This is a genomic window from Streptomyces rapamycinicus NRRL 5491 (assembly GCF_024298965.1).
GTDB lineage: Bacteria > Actinomycetota > Actinomycetes > Streptomycetales > Streptomycetaceae > Streptomyces > Streptomyces rapamycinicus.
The window spans coordinates 5300221-5319483 of the sequence record NZ_CP085193.1 but is presented as its reverse complement, the minus strand read 5'-3'; the positions used below and the strand labels follow the sequence as shown (position 1 = coordinate 5319483).

Annotated in this window: 2 protein-coding genes; both read left to right on the top strand. The window is 72.6% G+C overall.

Annotation, left to right across the window (positions count from 1 at the left end; translation table 11 throughout):
* Positions 1-31 precede the first annotated feature (31 nt).
* A complete protein-coding gene (locus LIV37_RS21845) occupies positions 32-8122 on the top strand; it encodes a type I polyketide synthase (protein WP_121824651.1) in 8091 nt (2696 codons plus the stop codon).
* Positions 8123-8173: 51 nt separating this feature from the next.
* Entirely contained in the window at positions 8174-19210 is an 11037-nt protein-coding gene (locus tag LIV37_RS21840; protein WP_121824652.1) for a type I polyketide synthase, read from the top strand.
* Positions 19211-19263 lie beyond the last annotated feature (53 nt).

Below are 19263 nucleotides of genomic sequence, written 5' to 3'. Positions count from 1 at the left end.
CGCCGCCCGGCCACCGCAGGGGTGATGTCAGATGTCCAACGAAGAGAAGCCGCTGTCCAACGAAGAGAAGCTGCGCGACTATCTCAGGCGGGTGACCGCCGATCTGAAGAAGGCCAACCGCCGACTGCGCCAGTACGAGGAGCGGGAGCACGAGCCCATCGCGGTCATCGGCATCGGCTGCCGCTTCCCCGGCGGGGTGCGGTCGCCGGAGGCGCTGTGGGAGCTGGTGCGCGACGGCGTCGACGCCGTATCGGACTTCCCGTCGGACCGTGGCTGGGACGTGGACTCGCTGTACGACCCGGATCCGGACCGGCCGGGGACGTCGTACGTCCGCCACGGCGGCTTCCTGCACGACGCCGCCGACTTCGACCCGGGGTTCTTCGGGATCTCGCCCCGGGAGGCCCTGGCCATCGATCCGCAGCAGCGGCTGCTGCTGGAGACGTCCTGGGAGGCGTTCGAACACGCCGGGATCGACCCCGCGCGGCTGCGGGGCAGCGACACCGGAGTGTTCACCGGAGTCATGTACAACGACTACGCCTCCCGGCTCCGGGTGGTCCCGGAGGAGTTCGAGGCGTATCTGGGCAACGGCAGCGCGGCGAGCGTCGCGTCCGGCCGGCTGGCCTACACCTTCGGGCTCGTGGGCCCGGCCATCACGGTGGACACCGCGTGCTCGTCCTCGCTGGTGGCGCTGCACCTGGCCGGCCAGGCGCTGCGGCGCGGCGAGTGCTCGATGGCGCTGGCCGGCGGGGTGACGGTGATGTCCACACCGGCCGGTTTCGTGGAGTTCAGCCGCCAGCGGGCGCTGTCCCCCGACGGGCGGTGCCGGGCGTTCGCGGCCGGCGCCGACGGCACCGGCTGGTCCGAGGGGGCCGGGGTGCTGCTGATCGAGCGGCTGTCCGATGCCCTACGGCTCGGTCACCCCGTGCTGGCCGTGGTGCGGGGCAGCGCCGTGAACCAGGACGGTGCGAGCAACGGGCTCACGGCGCCCAACGGCCCCTCCCAGCAGCGGGTGATCCAGCAGGCCCTGGAGAGTGCCGGACTGTCCGCCGACGAGGTGGACGCGGTGGAGGCGCACGGCACCGGGACGACGCTGGGCGATCCGATCGAGGCGCAGGCGCTGCTGGCGACGTACGGGCAGGGGCGTGCGGCCGACCGGCCCCTGGGGCTGGGGTCGCTGAAGTCCAACATCGGTCATGCGCAGGCCGCCGCCGGTGTCGGTGGCGTCATCAAGATGGTCATGGCGATGCGCCACGGGGTGCTGCCGAAGACGCTGCACGTGGACGAGCCGACACCGCATGTGGACTGGTCCTCCGGTGCGATGTCGCTGCTGACGGAGGCCCGCGAGTGGCCCCGGGCGGACGGCCGCCCGCGCCGGGCCGCCGTGTCGTCCTTCGGTATCAGTGGCACCAACGCGCACGTCATCGTGGAGGAAGCCCCGGCCGGCCGGCCGACCACCGCACCCGAGGAGCCGTCGGCCACCCTCGCCGCGGTGCCCTGGGTGGTCTCCGGCGACACCCCGGACGCCCTGCGGGCACAGGCCCGGAGCCTGCTGACCGCGATGTCCGGGGACACCGCGCCCCGCCCGCTCGACGTGGGGTTCTCGCTGGCCACCACCCGCGCCGTCCGCGAACACCGGGCCGTGGTGACCGGCGCGACCACCGCCGAGCTGCGCGACGGGCTCACCGCCCTGGCCGACGACCGGCCCGCACCCCAGCTCGTCCAGGGCGCCAAGGCCCCCGGCGAGCTCGCCTTCCTCCTGTCCGGCCAGGGGTCCCAGCGCCTGGGCATGGGCCGGGAGCTGCACCGGGACGACCCGGTCTTCGCCGCCGCCTTCGACGAAGTGGGCGGGCATTTCGCCGCACACCTCGAACGTCCCCTCGCGGAGGTGGTGTTCGGCGACGACCCCGAGCCGCTGGACCACACCGCGTACACCCAGGCCGCGCTGTTCGCACTGGAGGTGGCGCTGTTCCGGTCCCTGGAGCGGCGGGGGGTGCACCCCACCCGGCTGCTCGGGCACTCGGTGGGCGAACTGACGGCGGCACATCTGGCGGGCGTGTTCTCGCTGGCGGACGCGTGCCGCCTGGTGGCCGCCCGCGGCCGGCTGATGGGGGAGCTGCCCCCCGGCGGGGCCATGGTCGCGCTGCGGGCAGGGGAGGCCGAGGTGCGTGCCGCGCTGAACGGTCTGGCGGACCGGGTGGACATCGCCGCGGTCAACAGCCCGTCGTCCACGGTGGTCTCGGGGGACGAGGACGCGGTCGGGGAACTCGCCCGGTCCTGGACCGCCGAAGGGCGCAAGGCGACGCGGCTGCGGGTGGACCGCGCCTTCCACTCGCGGCACATGGACGCCATGCTGGCGGAGTTCCGCGCGGTCGCGGAGACCGTGGCCTTCCACCCGCCGCGAATCCCCGTCGTCTCCAACCTCACCGGCACGGCCGCCGACGCCGAGGAGATCGGCTCCCCCGACTACTGGGTGCGGCACGTCCGCGGCACCGTACGGTTCGCCGACGGTGTCCGGTGGCTGGTGGACCAGGGCGTGCGGACCTTCCTGGAGCTGGGCCCGGACGGCACCCTGGGCGCCCTGGGGGACCAGTGCCCGACCGGCGGTGCGGACATCGCGTTCATACCGGCGCTCCGCACGAACCGGCCGGACGCCCAAGCGCTGACGACGGCGCTCGGCCGGCTGCACATCAGGGGCGTCGGCCCCGACTGGGAAGCGGTGTTCGACGGCACCGGGGCCCGGCGGGTGGACCTGCCGACCTACGCCTTCCAGCGCACCCGCTACTGGCTGGACACCGGGACGACCATGCCCGAGGTGGCGCCCGCCGCCCCGCCCCCGGCCGTCGCCACGGGGGAGTCCCCGCTGCGGGAGCGGCTCGCGGGGCGGCCGGAGGCCGAACAGGAGCGTGGGCTGCTGGACCTGGTGCGGCTCCAGGTGGCCACCGTGCTGGGCCACGGATCCCCGGCCGCAGTCGGTGCCGAACGCGCCTTCAGGGACCTGGGCTTCGACTCCGTCACCGCGGTCGAGCTGCGGAACCGGCTGAACGCGGCGACCGGCCTGGAGCTGCCGCCCACGCTCGCGTTCGACCACCCCACCCCGCACGCCCTCGCCCGGCAGCTGAGGGCCGAGCTCCTCGGCGGGGCGGACGACGCCGTCGACGACGCCCTCACGGTGACCGGAGCGCGCTCGGAGGAGCCCGTCGCGATCGTCGGGATGGCCTGCCGACTGCCCGGCGGCGTACGGTCGCCGGAGGACCTGTGGGAACTGGTGGACCGCGGCGGTGACGCCGTCGCCCCGTTCCCGGCCGACCGGGGGTGGGACCTGGAGCGGCTGTACGACCCCGATCCGGACCGGCCGGGGACGTCGTACGTCCGCCACGGCGGCTTCCTGGACGACGCCACCCGGTTCGACGCGGACTTCTTCGGCATCTCGCCGCGGGAAGCGCTGGCCATGGACCCCCAGCAGCGGCAGTTGCTGGAGGTCTCCTGGGAGGCCGCCGAACGGGCCGGTGTGGACCCCACGTCCCTCCGGGACCGGACGACCGGCGTGTTCATCGGCACCAGCGGACAGGACTACCTCTCCCTGGCCGGGCCCGCGGCGCGGGAGCTGGAAGGGCATCTGCTCACCGGCAACGCGGCGGGCGTGCTCGCCGGACGCATCTCCTACACCTTCGGCCTCGAGGGCCCGGCGCTGACGGTGGACACCGCCTGCTCGTCGTCGCTGGTGGCCCTGCACCTGGCGGCGACGGCCCTCGCCGCGGGGGAGTGCGCCCAGGCGCTGGTCGGCGGCGTCGCCGTGATGTCCACGCCCGGGGGCTTCGTGGAGTTCAGCAGGCAGCGGGGGTTGGCTGCCGATGGGCGGTGCAAGGCGTTCTCGGCGTCGGCGGACGGTACGGGGTGGGCGGAGGGTGTGGGTGTGTTGTTGGTGACGCGGTTGTCGGAGGCGCGGCGGCGTGGGCTTCGGGTGTTGGCGGTGGTGCGGGGTAGTGCGGTGAATCAGGATGGTGCGTCGAATGGTTTGACGGCGCCGAATGGTCCGTCGCAGCAGCGGGTGATCCGGCAGGCGTTGGTGGGTGCGGGGTTGTCGTCGGGTGATGTCGATGTGGTGGAGGGGCATGGGACGGGGACGTCGCTGGGTGATCCGATCGAGGCGCAGGCGTTGTTGGCGACGTATGGGCAGGGGCGTGCGGTTGATCGGCCGTTGTGGTTGGGGTCGTTGAAGTCGAATATTGGGCATGCGCAGGCGGCGGCGGGTGTGGCGGGTGTGATCAAGATGGTGATGGCGATGCGGCACGGGGTGTTGCCGCGCACGTTGCATGTGGATGAGCCGTCGCCGCATGTGGACTGGTCGTCGGGTGGGGTGTCGCTGTTGACGGAGGCTCGGGAGTGGCCGGAGGTGGACGGCCGTCCGCGCCGGGCCGGCATCTCCTCGTTCGGAATGAGCGGCACCAACGCCCATGTGATCATCGAACACACCCCGGACCCCGCCTCCGACGCGACCGACGTTTCCGACGCGTCCGACCCCGCCGCCGACGTGCCCGACGCCTCCGACGTGCCCGAGACCTCTGACGCGCCCGACGCCGCCGACGGGCCCGACGCGCCCGAGACCTCTGACGCGCCCGAGACTCCCCGGCCCCGCCCCGGGGTCGTCCCCTGGCTCCTTGCCGCCTCCGGCCCGGACGCGCTGCGCACACAGGCCCGCGGACTCCGGGCCCACCTCCAGGGACCGGGACGCCACGACCACCCCCGCGACGTGGCGTTCTCCCTGGCCACCTCGCGCGCCGCACTCGCCCATCAGGCCGTGGTGATCGGGGCCGACCGTACGGAACTGCTCCGCGGTCTGGACACGCTGCTGGACGGGACCCCCTCGCCGGGCGTCGTCGAGGGCACCGCGAAGGACGGCAAGGTGGCCTTCCTGTTCACGGGACAAGGCGCGCAGCGCCCCGGTATGGGACGGGAGCTGTACGAGACCTACCCGGTGTTCGCGGCGGCGTTCGACGCGGTGTGCGAGCACATGGACCTGCCGCTGCGGTGCACGGTCTTCGGCGACGACGCGGCCGCGCTGGACCGGACCGCGACCGCCCAGCCCGCCCTGTTCGCGGTGGAGGTGGCGCTGTTCCGGCTGCTGGAGCGGTGGGGCGTACGGCCCGACGCGCTGCTGGGGCATTCGCTGGGCGAGCTGGCCGCCGCGCATGTCGCGGGCGTGTTCTCCCTGGAGGACGCGTGCCGGCTGGTGGCGGCGCGCGGCCGGCTGATGCAGGCGCTCCCCCCGGGCGGGGCGATGGTGGCGGTGCGGGCGTCCGAGGCCGAGGTCCTGGAGTCCCTGCCCGACGGGGTCGGTGTCGCGGCCGTGAACGGGCCGACGTCCGTCGTGCTCTCCGGCGCGGACGAGGACATCGCACGGCTCGCCGCCCACTGGACGGACCGGGGCCGGAAGGCGAAGCGGCTGCGGACCGGGCACGCCTTCCACTCACCGCTCATGGACCCCGTGCTCGACGACTTCCGGCGGGTGGCGGAGACCGTGAGGTACGAAACGCCCCGGATCCCCGTGGTGTCCGACCTCACCGGCCGCCCCGCCAGCCCGGAGGAGATCGGCACGCCCGAGTACTGGGTGCGGCACGTCCGCCACACCGTGCGCTTCCTGGACGGCATGCGGTACCTGGCGGACCAGGACGTCCGTACGTTCATCGAAATCGGCCCGGACGGTGTGCTCAGCGCCATGGGCCAGGACTGCCTGCCGCCGGGCTGCGACGTGGCGCTGGTGCCCGCCCTGCGCACCGGCCGCCCCGAGGCCGAGAGCCTGTGGGCGGCGCTCGGCACCGCCCACGTCAGAGGGCGCCGGATCGCCTGGCCGGCGGTGTTCGAGGACACCGGGGCCCGGCGGGTGGACCTTCCCGCGTACACCTTCCGGGGCCGCCGCTACTGGCTGGACCCGGCCACGACCCCGGCCACGGACCCGGGGCGGACCCTCAACGACACCGTGGACGCGCCCTTCTGGGACGCCGTGGAGCGCGCCGACCACCAGGCGCTGGGCACGATGCTGGAGGTGGCCGACGAGCAGCCGTGGAGCGCCGTCCTGCCCGCCCTCTCCGCCTGGCGGCGCGGCCGGCGGGAACGGGCCGAGGCGGACCGCCGCCGCTACCGCGTCACCTGGAAACCCCTCGACCTCCAGCCCGCCGCCGCGTCCGCCGCCACCTGGCTCATCCTCGTGCCCGCCGCGCTCGTGGCCCACCCGGCCGCCGAAGGGGCGCAGCGGGCGCTGGACGAACGCGGCGCCCGCACCCGGACCGTCCTGGTGAGCGACCGGACGAGCCTCGCCGAGGGGCTGGCCGCCGCGCCTCCCGGGGTGACCGGTGTGCTGTCCCTGCTCGCCCTGGACGACGCCCCGGACGACGGGGAACCGGCCGTCCCCCCAGGTCTCCGGCACACCCTCGCCCTGCTGGAGACGGAGATCGGCCGCAACCTCACCGCACCCCTGTGGTGTGCGACCCGCGGCGCGGTCTCGACCGGCCCCGGCGACCCGCTCACCAGCGCCCCGCAGGGCGAGCTGTGGGGCCTGGGACGGGTGATGGCCCTCGAACACCCCGAGCTGTGGGGCGGGCTCATCGATCTCCCCGACACGTGGGACCACCGCACACGGGAGTGGTTCGCCACGGCGCTGACGGGCGGACAGGACGAGGACCAGCTGGCGGTGCGGCCCGCCGGGCTGTTCGGCCGCAGGCTGGTCCGTGACGGACAGGCCCCCCGGACACCTCGGTGGCGGCCACGAGGCACCGTACTGATCACTGGCGGCACCGGCACCCTGGGCGCACACGTCGCCCGCGCCCTGGCCCGTGAGGGCGCCGAGCACCTGGTGCTCGTCAGCCGCCGAGGCCGGTCGGCGCCGGGTGCCGCCGCCCTGGAGGGCGAACTGACCGGCCTGGGCGCGGCGGTCACCATGGCCGCCTGCGACGTCACCGACCGGAACGCCCTGGCCGCCCTCGTCGACGGGCTCCGCGACGCCGGCCCGCCGGTCACCGCCGTCGTCCACGCCGCCGGAGCGCCCGAGATGCCGGACGTACGCACCGACCTCGGCGACTACGACGCGGTGGTGTCCGCCAAGGCCACCGGTGCGGTGCACCTGGACGAGCTGTTCGCCGACGAACCCCTCGACGCCTTCGTCCTGTTCTCGTCCATCGCCGCCGTCTGGGGCAGCGGTGGACAGGGCGCTTACGCGGCGGCCAACGCCTTCCTCGACGCGCTGGCCGAGCAGCGCCGGGACCGTGGCCGGTGCGCCACCTCGGTGGCCTGGGGGCCCTGGGCCGAGGGCGGAATGGCCGCCGCGGCGGAGGACCACCTGCGCCGCCGCGGTCTGCGGACCCTCAGCCCCCGGCTCGCGGTGGACGCCCTGTGGGACGCGCCGGGCGGCCCGGCCTGTGTGGTCGTGGCCGATGTGGACTGGGAGCGGTTCGCCCCGGGCTTCACCGCGCTGCGCCCGAGCCCGCTGATCGGCGACCTGGCGGAGGTGCGGCGGACGGCGGAGGAAACGGTGGCCGTCGCCCCGGACCCGTCCGGGCCCACGCTGGCCGAACGACTGGCCCGCGCGCCCGAGCCGGAGCGGGACCAACTGGTGCTGGACCTGGTGCGCGAGCACGCCGCGGCGGCTCTGGGCCACCCCTCGGCCCGTACCGTCGATCCGGACCGGGCCTTCCGCGACCTGGGCTTCGACTCGCTGACCGCCGTCGACTTCCGCAACCGGCTGGTCGCGGCCACCGGTCTGCGACTGCCCGCCGCGCTCGCCTTCGACCACCCCACCCCGGAGAGCATCGCCCGCCATCTGCGGACGGAGATCCTCGACTCCGGCTCCGGGCCCGACTCCGGCTCCGGCTCCGGCTCCGGTGGGCGGGCGTTGCGCACGCTCCAGGAGCTGGAGTCCGCGCTGGCGGTGCTCCCCGCCGACGACCCCGCCCACACCACCGTCCGGGAACGCCTGTCCGCGCTCCTCCCGGACCGCACCGGCCCCTCGGCGGCACGGCCCGGACCGGCCCGGGACACCGACGACGACCACGCGCGGGACGAGGAACTGGACGGGGCCACCGCGGACGACCTGTTCGACCTCATCCACCAGGAGTTCGGCAAAGCCTGACCCGGCCGGGGAACCACGGCCGACGGCCCGATCCGAGGAGTTGCGTACCGAATGGCCAACGAAGAAGAGCTCCTGGACCACCTCAAGTGGATGACCGCCGAACTGCGGAAGACCCGGCAGCGGCTGCAGGAGGTCGAAACCGCCGAGGCCGAGCCGGTCGCGATCGTGGCCATGGCGTGCCGCTACCCCGGCGGGGTCCGCTCACCGGAGGACCTGTGGCGGCTCGTCCACGACCAGGTGGACGCGGTATCGGACTTCCCGGCCGACCGTGGCTGGGATCTGGACGCGCTCCACTCCACCGATCCGGACGAGCCGGGCACGTCCTATGTCACCCAGGGCGGGTTCGTCCATGACGCGGGGGAGTTCGACGCGGAGTTCTTCGGGATCAGTCCGCGTGAGGCGCTGGCGATGGACCCGCAGCAGCGGCTGCTGCTGGAGACGTCCTGGGAGGTCTTCGAACGCGCCGGGATCGCCCCCACCTCGGTACGCGGCGACACGATCGGCGTCTACGCCGGTACGAACGGCCAGGACTACAGCCCCCGCGCCCGGTCCGCGCCCGGGGAACTGGAAGGCCATCTGCTGACCGGCACCGCCGCGAGCGTCGCCTCCGGGCGGGTGGCCTACACCCTCGGACTGGAGGGCCCCGCGGTGACCGTGGACACGGCCTGCTCCTCGTCCCTGGTCGCCCTTCACCTCGCCTGCCACAGCCTGCGCAAGGGCGAGTGCTCGATGGCGCTCGCGGGCGGAGCGACGATCCTGTCCGGCCCGGGACCGTTCATCGAATTCAGCAGGCAGCGGGGGCTGTCCGCCGACGGACGGTGCAAGGCGTACGCGGCGGGCGCGGACGGGACGGGATGGGCGGAGGGGGTGGGCGTACTGCTGCTGACGCGGCTGTCGGAGGCGCGGCGGCGTGGGCTTCCGGTACTGGCGGTGGTGCGGGGCAGCGCGGTGAACCAGGACGGGGCGAGCAACGGGCTGACGGCGCCGAACGGGCCGTCGCAGCAGCGGGTGATCCGGCAGGCACTGGGGAACGCCGGGCTGTCGCCGGACGAGGTGGACGCGGTGGAGGGGCACGGCACGGGCACGGTGCTGGGCGACCCCATCGAGGCGGAGGCGCTGCAGGCGGTGTACGGGCGCGGGCGCCCGGCTGATCGTCCGCTGTGGCTGGGGTCGTTGAAGTCGAACATCGGGCACAGCGCGGCCGCGGCGGGTGTCGGTGGCGTCATCAAGATGGTGATGGCGATGCGCCACGGGGTGTTGCCGCGCACGTTGCATGTGGATGAGCCGTCGCCGCATGTGGACTGGTCGTCGGGTGGGGTGTCGCTGTTGACGGAGGCTCGGGAGTGGCCGGAGGTGGACGGCCGTCCGCGCCGGGCCGGGGTCTCCTCGTTCGGCATGAGCGGGACCAACGCCCATGTGATCTTCGAACACGTCGAGGCCGAGGAGGCCACGACCGAACCCGCGGTAGGGCCGGTTGTCTGGCCGCTGTCGGCTCGGGGTGAACGGGCGCTGCGTGAGCAGGCGGGGCGTCTGGTGTCGTTCACGGAGGGCCGTACGGATCTGTGTCCGGCCGATGTGGGGCTGTCCCTCGCGGCGTCGCGGGCGGCGTTGCCGGATCGGGCGGTGGTGGTGGGGGATGGTGTCGGGGGGCTTCGTGCTGGTTTGGTGGCGTTGGCCGAGGGGGTTTCGGCTCCGGGGTTGGTTGCTGGTGGGGGTTCGGGTGTGGGGAAGTCGGTGGTGGTGTTTCCGGGGCAGGGGTCGCAGTGGGTGGGGATGGCGGTGGAGTTGTTGGGGGTTTCTCCGGTGTTTGCGGGGCGGATGGCGGAGTGTGAGCGGGCTTTGTCGGTGTATGTGGATTGGTCGTTGGTGGGGGTGTTGGGGGATGGGGTGGCGTTGGGGCGGGTGGATGTGGTGCAGCCGGTGTTGTGGGCGGTGATGGTGTCGTTGGGGGCGTTGTGGGAGTCCTTTGGTGTGGTGCCGGGTGCGGTGGTGGGGCATTCGCAGGGGGAGATTGCGGCGGCGTGTGTGGCGGGTGCGTTGTCGTTGGAGGACGGGGCGCGTGTGGTGGCTTTGCGGAGTCGGGCGTTGAGGGTGTTGGCGGGTGGTGGGGGCATGGTGTCGGTGGCGGTTTCCGCTGATGAGGTTGGTGTGCTGTTGGAGCGGTGGGATGGCCGGGTGGGGGTGGCGGCTGTCAATGGGCCTTCGTCGGTTGTGGTGTCGGGTGATGGGGAGGCGTTGGATGAGTTTGTTGGGGTGTGTGGGGTGGAGGGGGTGCGGGCGCGGCGGGTTGAGGTGGATTACGCGTCGCATTCGGTGGGTGTGGAGGTGTTGCGGGAGCGGTTGTTGGAGGAGTTGGGCGGGATTGCTCCGGTGCGGTCCCGGGTGCCGTTCTTCTCCACGGTGACGGGTGACTGGATCGATACCGAGCAGTTGGATGCGGAGTACTGGTATCGGAATTTGCGGGAGACGGTGCGTTTCGCGACCGCGACCGAGGTGTTGTTGGCGCAGGGTTTCGATGTGTTTATTGAGGCCAGTGCGCATCCGGTGCTCGCGGTCGGGGTGCAGGAGAGCATTGACGCGGCGGGTGCGGGGGCTGTGGTTTTGGGGTCGCTGCGTCGTGACGATGGCGGGTTGGACCGGTTTTTGCGGTCTGTGGGGGAGGCGTATGTCCATGGTGTGGCGGTGGACTGGTCCTCGTTGTTCGGGGGTGCGCGGCGGGTCGAGTTGCCGACGTATGCCTTCCAGCGGCAGCGCTACTGGCTCGACACCCACGCGTCCCCTGACGAGGCCGAGCCCCTCCGGGCCCATGAGGCCGAGACGCGCTTCTGGGACGCGGTCGAACGGGCCGACGTGACCGAGCTGGCGCTGACCCTCGACGCGGACGGGGAGCTGGTCGGGGAGCTGCTGCCCGCCCTGGCCACCTGGCGTCGTACCGCACGCGACCGGTCGCTCATCGACTCATGGCGCTACCGGATCACCTGGCGGCCGCTCTCGGCCCCGCCCACCGGCCGCCTCTCCGGCAGCTGGCTGCTCGCCGTCCCGGAAACGCACGCCGACGACCCCCTGGTGAGCGACGTGTCCTCCGCCCTGGCCGACTCCGGCGCCCTCGTCGTCCCCCTCCTGGTGTCCTGCGCGGACGTCGATCGCACCGCGCTGGTGGGGGCCGTGGCGGACGCCGTCGACCAGCGGCCGGCGCCCCTGTCGGGCGTTCTGTCGCTGCTGGCCCTGGACGAGGCACCGCACCCCGACCACCCGGCGGTGCCGCGCGGCCTCGCCGCCACCCTCGCCCTGGTCCAGGCGCTCGACGGGCGCCACGCGCCACTGTGGCTCGCCACCCGGGGCGCGGTCGCGGCGCAGCGCTCCGACCGGCTGCTCAGCCCCGTACAGGCGCAGGTCTGGGGGCTCGGCAGGGTGGCCGGTCTGGAGCACCCCGAGCGCTGGGGCGGGCTGCTGGACCTGCCCGCGGAGCCGCTGGACGCCGGGGCTCGGCAGAGGCTCTCCGACATCCTGGCCGCGGCCGGTGACGAGGACCAGATCGCCGTACGGCCCTCGGGTACGTACGTCCGCAGGATGGTGCGCGCGGCGTCGGCCTCCGCATCGGCTCCCTCGCCCTGGCGTCCGCGCGGCACCGTCCTGGTGACCGGCGGCACCGGCGCGCTCGGCGCCGGCGTGGCGCGGTGGCTCGCCCGCAAGGGCGCGGACCACCTGGTACTGACGGGCAGGCGCGGACCCGACGCGCCCGGCGCCGACCGGCTGAGGGACGAACTGACGGCGCTCGGTGCCGAGGTGACGATCGTCGCGTGCGACGTCACCGACCGGGACGCGCTCACCGCGCTCCTGGCCGAGCATCCGCCGAACGCCGTCGTCCACACCGCGGGGGTGGGCCAGCTCACACCGCTCCTTGACACCACACCGGGCGAGTGCGCCCAGGTGCTCGGCGCCAAGGCGGCCGGCGCCGCACTCCTCGACGCGTCGCTCCCCCCGGACCAACTCGACGCCTTCGTTCTCTTCTCGTCCAACGCGGGGGTGTGGGGCAGCGGGAACCAGGGCGCCTACGCCGCGGCGAACGCCTTCCTCGACGCCCTCGCCCAGCGGCGGCGCGACCGCGGCGGAACCGCCACCTCGGTCGCCTGGGGTTCCTGGGACGGCTCCGGCATGGCGGCCGACGCCGGCGCCGACGCCTATCTGCGGCTGCGCGGTCTGCGGCCCATGGACCCCGACCTGGCGATCACCGCTCTCGGCCAGGCACTGGACCACGACGAGACGACCGTGACCGTGGCGGACGTGGACTGGGCCCGGTTCGTCCCCCTCTTCACCTCGGCCCGCCCCCGTCCCCTCATCGGAGAACTCCCCGAGGTGCGGCGGCTGCTGCTCGAAGCGTCCACGGCCACGTCCACGGCCGTCGAAAGCGGCGCGGAACCGGAGCTGCGCCAACGGCTCGCCGCGCTCTCGCGGTCCGGCCGGACCGATCTGCTGGTGTCGCTCGTACGCGAACAGGCCGCTGCCGTCCTGGGATACGCGGAGGCCGGTGCGATACCGGTCGGACGCGCCTTCCGGGAGCTGGGCCTCGACTCGCTGACCGCCGTGCGGCTGCGCAATCGGCTGAGTGAGGCCAGCGGTCTGCCGCTGCCCGCGACCCTGGTCTACGACCATCCCACCGTGGCCGCGCTGGCGGACTTCCTCCGCCACGAGATCCTGGGCGACGACGCCACGGAGCCGGGGCGGGGGCCGACCGGGGCGACGGTTCCGGTGACGTCCGACGACCCCATCGCGATCGTGGCGATGAGCTGCCGCTACCCCGGTGGCGCCGAGTCACCGGAGGAGCTGTGGCGGGTGGTGGCCGATGGGGTCGACACGGTCTCGCCCTTCCCCACGGACCGGGGATGGGACCTCGACGCGCTGTACGACCCCGAGCCGGACCGGCCCGGGACGTCATACGTCCGCGAGGGCGCCTTCATCCCGGACATCGGGGAATTCGACCCCACCTTGTTCGGCATCTCCCCGCGTGAGGCACTGGCGATGGACCCGCAGCAGCGGCTGATGCTGGAGGCCTCCTGGGAGGTGTTCGAGCGGGCGGGCATCGATCCCACGTCGCTGCGGGCCACTCCGACCGGTGTGTTCGTCGGAGCGTCCGCGCAGGGTTACGGGGCCGGTGCGCGGCAGGCCGCCGAGGGCGCCGAGGGCTACTACCTGACCGGGGGCGCCACGGCCGTCGTCTCAGGACGGGTGGCGTACGCGCTGGGTCTCGAAGGACCGGCGGTCACGGTGGACACGGCGTGCTCGTCGTCCCTGGTGGCGCTCCACCTGGCCTGCCAGTCGCTGCGGCAGGGCGAGAGCTCGCTGGCCGTCGTCGGCGGTGTCGCGGTGGTCGTCAACCCCGTCGCCTTCGTGGAGTTCAGCCGCCAGCGCGGGCTGGCGCCCGACGGTCGCTGCAAGTCGTTCGCCGCCGCGGCCGACGGCACGGCCTGGGGCGAAGGCGTCGGCGTCCTGCTCCTGGAACGGTTGTCCGACGCGCGCCGGAACGGGCACCGGGTGCTCGCGGTCGTCCGGGGTACGGCGGTCAACCAGGATGGTGCCAGCAACGGCCTGAGCGCGCCCAACGGCCCCTCGCAGCAGCGGGTGATCCGCCAGGCGCTGGCCGCGGCGGGGCTGGAGCCCGGCGAGGTGGACGCGGTCGAGGCGCACGGCACGGGCACCCGGCTCGGCGATCCGATCGAGGCGCAGGCGCTGTTGGCGACGTACGGGCAGGGGCGTGCGGCCGACCGGCCGCTGTGGTTGGGGTCGTTGAAGTCCAACATCGGGCACACCGCGGCGGCGGCGGGTGTGGCGGGTGTGATCAAGATGGTGATGGCGATGCGGCACGGGGTGCTGCCGCGCACGCTGCACGTGGACGAGCCGTCCCCGCAGGTGGACTGGTCCTCCGGCGCGGTGTCCCTGCTGACGGACCCCGTGGACTGGCCCCGGCCAGCCGGACACCCTCGCCGGGCCGGGGTGTCCTCGTTCGGCGTCAGCGGTACCAACGCCCACGTCATCCTGGAGGATGCGGACCCGGAGGAGGCGGATGCCACGGGGGAGGCGGATGCCACGGAGGAGGCGAAGTCCGGCGCCCTCGCGCCGCTGCCGCCGGTCCTTCCGTGGGTTCTGTCGGCGGTCGGCGAGCGGGCGCTACGGGCATACGCCGAGCGGCTGGCGGCGTTCGCCGCGGAACGTCCCGAGCTGGGTCCGGTGGAGACGGCGGTGTCCCTGGTGACCTCGCGTGCGGCGTTGGAGCGGCGTGCGGTGGTGTTGGGGGTTGGCAGGGAGGGGTTGTTGGACGGGCTGGGGGTGTTGGCTCGTGGGGAGTCGTCGCCGCTGGTTGTCGAGGGTGTCGCTACGACGGGTCCGGTGGCGTTTCTCTTCGCGGGTCAGGGGTCGCAGCGGGTGGGGATGGGGCGGGGGTTGTATGAGGTGTATCCGGTGTTCGCGGAGGCGTTTGATGAGGTGTGTGCGGGGTTTTCGTTGCCGGTGAGGGATGTGGTGTTCGGCGGGGATCAGGGGGTTCTGGATCGTACGGAGTTTGCTCAGCCTGCGTTGTTTGCGGTTGAGGTGGCGTTGTTCCGGTTGGTGGAGTCGTGGGGTGTGGTGCCGGATGTGGTGTTGGGGCATTCGGTGGGTGAGTTGGCGGCGGCGTATGTGGCGGGGGTGTTTTCGTTGGGGGATGCGTGTGGGTTGGTGGAGGCGCGGGGTCGGTTGATGCAGGGGTTGCCGTCGGGTGGGGCGATGGTGGCGGTGGAGGCGTCTGAGGCGGAGGTGTTGGAGGGCTTGCCGGAGGGTGTGGATGTGGCGGCGGTCAATGGTCCGGTGTCCACGGTGGTGTCGGGTGTGGCGTCGGTGGTGGAGGTGGTGGCGGCCGAGTGGGAGGCGCGGGGTCGGCGGGTGCGTCGGTTGCGGGTTTCGCATGCGTTTCATTCGTGCCTGATGGAGGGGGTGCTGGAGGATTTCCGGCGGGTGGCGGAGTCGGTGGAGTATGGGGTGCCGAGGATTCCGTTGGTGCTGAATGTGTCGGGTCGGGTGGGTGTTCCGGGGGGTGCGGAGTACTGGGTCCGGCACGTACGTGAGGCGGTGCGGTTCCACGATGGTGTGCGTGCTCTGGAGGCTGAGGGTGTGGCCACGTTCGTGGAGTTGGGTCCGGATGGGACGTTGTCGGGGATGGTCCAGGACGGTGTGTCCGGGGCCGGGGTGAGCGTTCCCGTGCTGCGCCGCGACCGGCCTGAACCCGAGTCGCTGTTGGCTGCCGTGGCCCGCGCCTACGTTCGCGGCGTCCCCGTGGACTGGTGCGCCGTGCTGGGAGGGCCCCGCGTACAGCCGGTGGACCTGCCGACGTACCCGTTCCAGCGGACCCGGTTCTGGCTGGAGCCGTCCTCCGGAGCCGACACCGCATCGGCCGGGCTCAGCCCGGCCGACCACCCCCTGCTGGCCGCCGCGGTCCCGCTGGCCGACAGCTCCGCGGTGGTGCTGACCGGCCGGGTGTCCCGGCACACACAGCCTTGGGTCGCCGATCACGTGGTACTGGACCGGGTTCTGTTGCCGGGGGCGGCGTGTGTGGAGTTGGCGTTGCGTGCTGGTGACGAGGTGGGGTGTGGTCGAGTGGAGGAGTTGACGTTGGAGGCGCCGTTGGTGGTGCCTGATGGGGGTGGGGTGCGTTTGCAGGTGGTGGTGGGTGGTGCTGATGAGGTGGGGGCGCGGTCGGTGGAGGTGTTCTCGTGTGGGGAGGGTGTGTCGTCGGGGGTGCCGTGGGTGCGTCATGCGTCGGGTGTGTTGAGGGCTGTTGGGGTGGCTGGGTCGGTGGGTGTGGGGGTGTGGCCGCCGGAGGGTGCGGAGTCGGTGGTGGTGGATGGGTTGTATGAGCGGTTGGCCGGTCTGGGGTATGGCTATGGGCCGGTGTTCCGGGGGTTGCGGGCGGCGTGGCGGCTGGGGGAGGAGATCTACGCCGAGGTCGAACTGCCCCCCGGCACCGACGTGGGGGGATTCGGTCTGCACCCCGCGCTGCTCGATGCCGCCCTGCACTCGATGGGCTTCACCGCGTTGGCCGATGACGACGCGACCCGTCTGCCCTTCTCGTGGCGCGGAGTGTCGCTCCACGCGACCGGCGCGACCTCCGTACGGGTGCGCCTGGCCCAGACCGGACCCGATACGGTGTCCGTGGAGCTCGCCGACGCGGGCGGCCAACCCGTCGCACGGATCGAGTCGTTGGTGCTGCGCGCCGTCTCGGCGGAAAGCCTCCGGACGCCGACGAGCGTCGGCGCCGATTCCCTGCTGCGGCTCGACTGGACGCCGTGGCCCGAGCCGAGTACCTCATCGGCGCTGTCGTTGGCCACCGTCGGCGATCTCTTCTTCGAGGTGCCGGGAAGCGTTGCGTACCCGGACATCCCCGCCTTCGGAGCCGCGCTCGCCTCGGGTGCGACGGCGCCGGACGCCGTACTGACGACGCCACCACCGGCGGAGGGCGAGCCGACGGCACAGGTCCGGACCGCCACCGCCTGGGCGCTGGCCACGCTGCAGGCGTGGCTCGCGGACGAGGAACGCGCGACGTCCACCCTGGTGATCGTCACCCGGGAAGGCATGGTCGGGGCGGCCGTTCAGGGCCTGGTCCGGTCCGCCCAGTCCGAGCACCCCGGCCGGTTCGTGCTCGTGGAGGTCGACGGGAGCGAAGAGTCGTGCGGAGCGATCCCGAAGGCCGTCGAGTCGGGAGAGCCACAGCTCGCCGTTCGTCACGGCGAGGTGGCCGTTCCACGGCTGGTCCCGGCCCAGGCCGATGACACGCTGGCCATCCCGGAGGGGGAGCGGGCGTGGCGGCTGGAGGTGGCCGTCGCGGGCACCTTGGACGGTGTGGCCCTCGTCGGCTCCCCGGCCGTCGAGGAGTCGTTGGGGTCTGGTCAGGTGCGGGTCGGGGTGCGTGCGGCGGGGGTGAATTTCCGGGATGTGTTGTTGACGCTTGGGGTGGTGGGTCAGGAGGGGCTGGGTAGTGAGGGTGCGGGTGTGGTGTTGGGTGTGGGGCCTGATGTGGTGGGGCTGGGTGTGGGGGACCGGGTGTTCGGGTTGTTTCCGGGGTCGATTGGGTCGGTGGCGGTGGCGGATTGCCGGATGGTGGCGCGGATGCCGGAGGGGTGGTCGTTCGCGGAGGCGGCTTCTGTGCCGGTGGTGTTCTTGACCGCGTACTACGGGCTTATCGACCTGGCTGGGTTGGGGTCGGGTGAGTCGGTGTTGGTGCATGCGGCTGCTGGTGGGGTGGGGATGGCGGCGGTGCAGTTGGCGCGGCATGTGGGTGCGGAGGTGTGGGCGACGGCGAGTCCGGTGAAGTGGGGTGTGCTGCGGGAGATGGGGCTGGATGCGGAGCGCATCGCTTCGTCGCGGGATTTGGAGTTCGGGGAGCGGTTCCTTGCGGCTACGGGGGGTCGGGGTGTGGATGTGGTGCTGAATTCGTTGGCGGGTGAGTTTGTGGATGTGTCGTTGGGGTTGTTGGCGGGGGGTGGTCGGTTTCTGGAGCTGGGGAAGACGGATGTGCGGGAGGGGGTGGCGGGGTATCGGGCGTTCGATCTGATTGAGGCGGGTCCGGAGCGGATCGGGGAGATGCTGTCCGAGCTGATGTCTCTGTTCCGGGAGGGTGTGCTGCGGCCGCTTCCGTTGACGGTGTGGGATGTGCGGCGGGCGCGTGAGGCGTTCCGTTTTATGGGTCAGGCGCGGCATGTGGGCAAGGTGGTGCTGACGGTTCCGGCCCTGCTCAACGGTCAGGGCACGGTCCTGATCACAGGCGGCACGGGCGTCCTGGGTGCGTTGGTGGCGCGGCATTTGGTGGAGGCGCGTGGTGTGCGTCGTTTGGTGCTGACCAGTCGGCGGGGTATGGCGGCTGAGGGTGCGGAGGAGTTGTGTGCCGAGTTGTCGGCTCTGGGTGCTGAGGTGTCGGTGGTGGCGTGTGATGTGGCGGATCGTGAGGCGCTGGCGGAGGTCATCGCGCACATAGGGGATCTGTCGGTGGTGGTGCATGCGGCGGGTGTCCTGGATGACGCGGTGGTGGAATCCCTGACGCCTGAGCGGGTGGAGACGGTGTTGCGTCCGAAGGCGGACGCGGCGTGGCATCTGCATGAGCTGACGCGGGGGATGGATCTGTCGGCGTTCGTGCTGTTCTCCTCGGCGTCCGGGACCTTGGGTGGTCCTGGTCAGGCGAACTACGCGGCGGCGAACAGTTATCTGGATGCTCTGGCTGAGTATCGCGCGGGTCAGGGGTTGCCTGCTCAGTCCCTTGCTTGGGGGCCGTGGGAGCAGGTGGGGGGTGGTATGGCCGGTGGGCTGGGGGATGCCGATGTGCGGCGGATGGCCCGTTCGGGTTTGGTGGCGTTGGTGGCCGAGGAGGGGCTGGCGCTGTTCGATGCGGCTGAGCGGTATGCCTCGGCCGTCGTCGTGCCGGCACGGCTGGACCGTGAGGCATTGCGCGGGCGGGCGGACTCCGTACCCACCCTGCTCAAGGGGCTTGTGACCAGCACGCCGAACCGACGCGTGGCCGTATCGCGCCAGGACACCGACGACCTCACCCGGCGATTCGCCGCCCTGCCCGGGGCCGAACGCCACCGGGCCCTGGCGGACTTCCTCCGCTCGGAAGTGGCGGCCGTTCTCAACATCCCGGACACCGCGCTCATCGACGCGGGGCGGGCGTTCAAGGATCTCGGCTTCGACTCGCTCACCGCCGTGGAACTCCGCAACCGGCTGAACGCCGCCACCGGACTACGGCTTCCCTCCACCCTGGTATTCGACCACCCCACCGTGGAGGCGCTCGCCCAGTGGCTTGTCGGGGAAATGTTCCCGGCTATGCAATCCGCCGAGCGGTCGCTCTTCGATGAGTTGGACAGCGTGGAGGACGCTCTTTCCCGAGCCGCCATCGATAACATGACCCGGGCCAAGGTGGTGGTCCGGCTCCAGGCGCTGCTGGCCAAGTGGTCGGGCCCGGAACGCGCTTCCGGGGAGAGGGCCGCCGATAACGGCGTGGACGTTCTCGAGTCGGGGACGGACGAGGAAATCTTCGCCTTGATTAACAAGGAACTCGGCCGGTCCTGACCCCTGTTCCCGAGCCCCTTGCCGCAATGCCCCCTTGCCGCTGGTGACGGCCG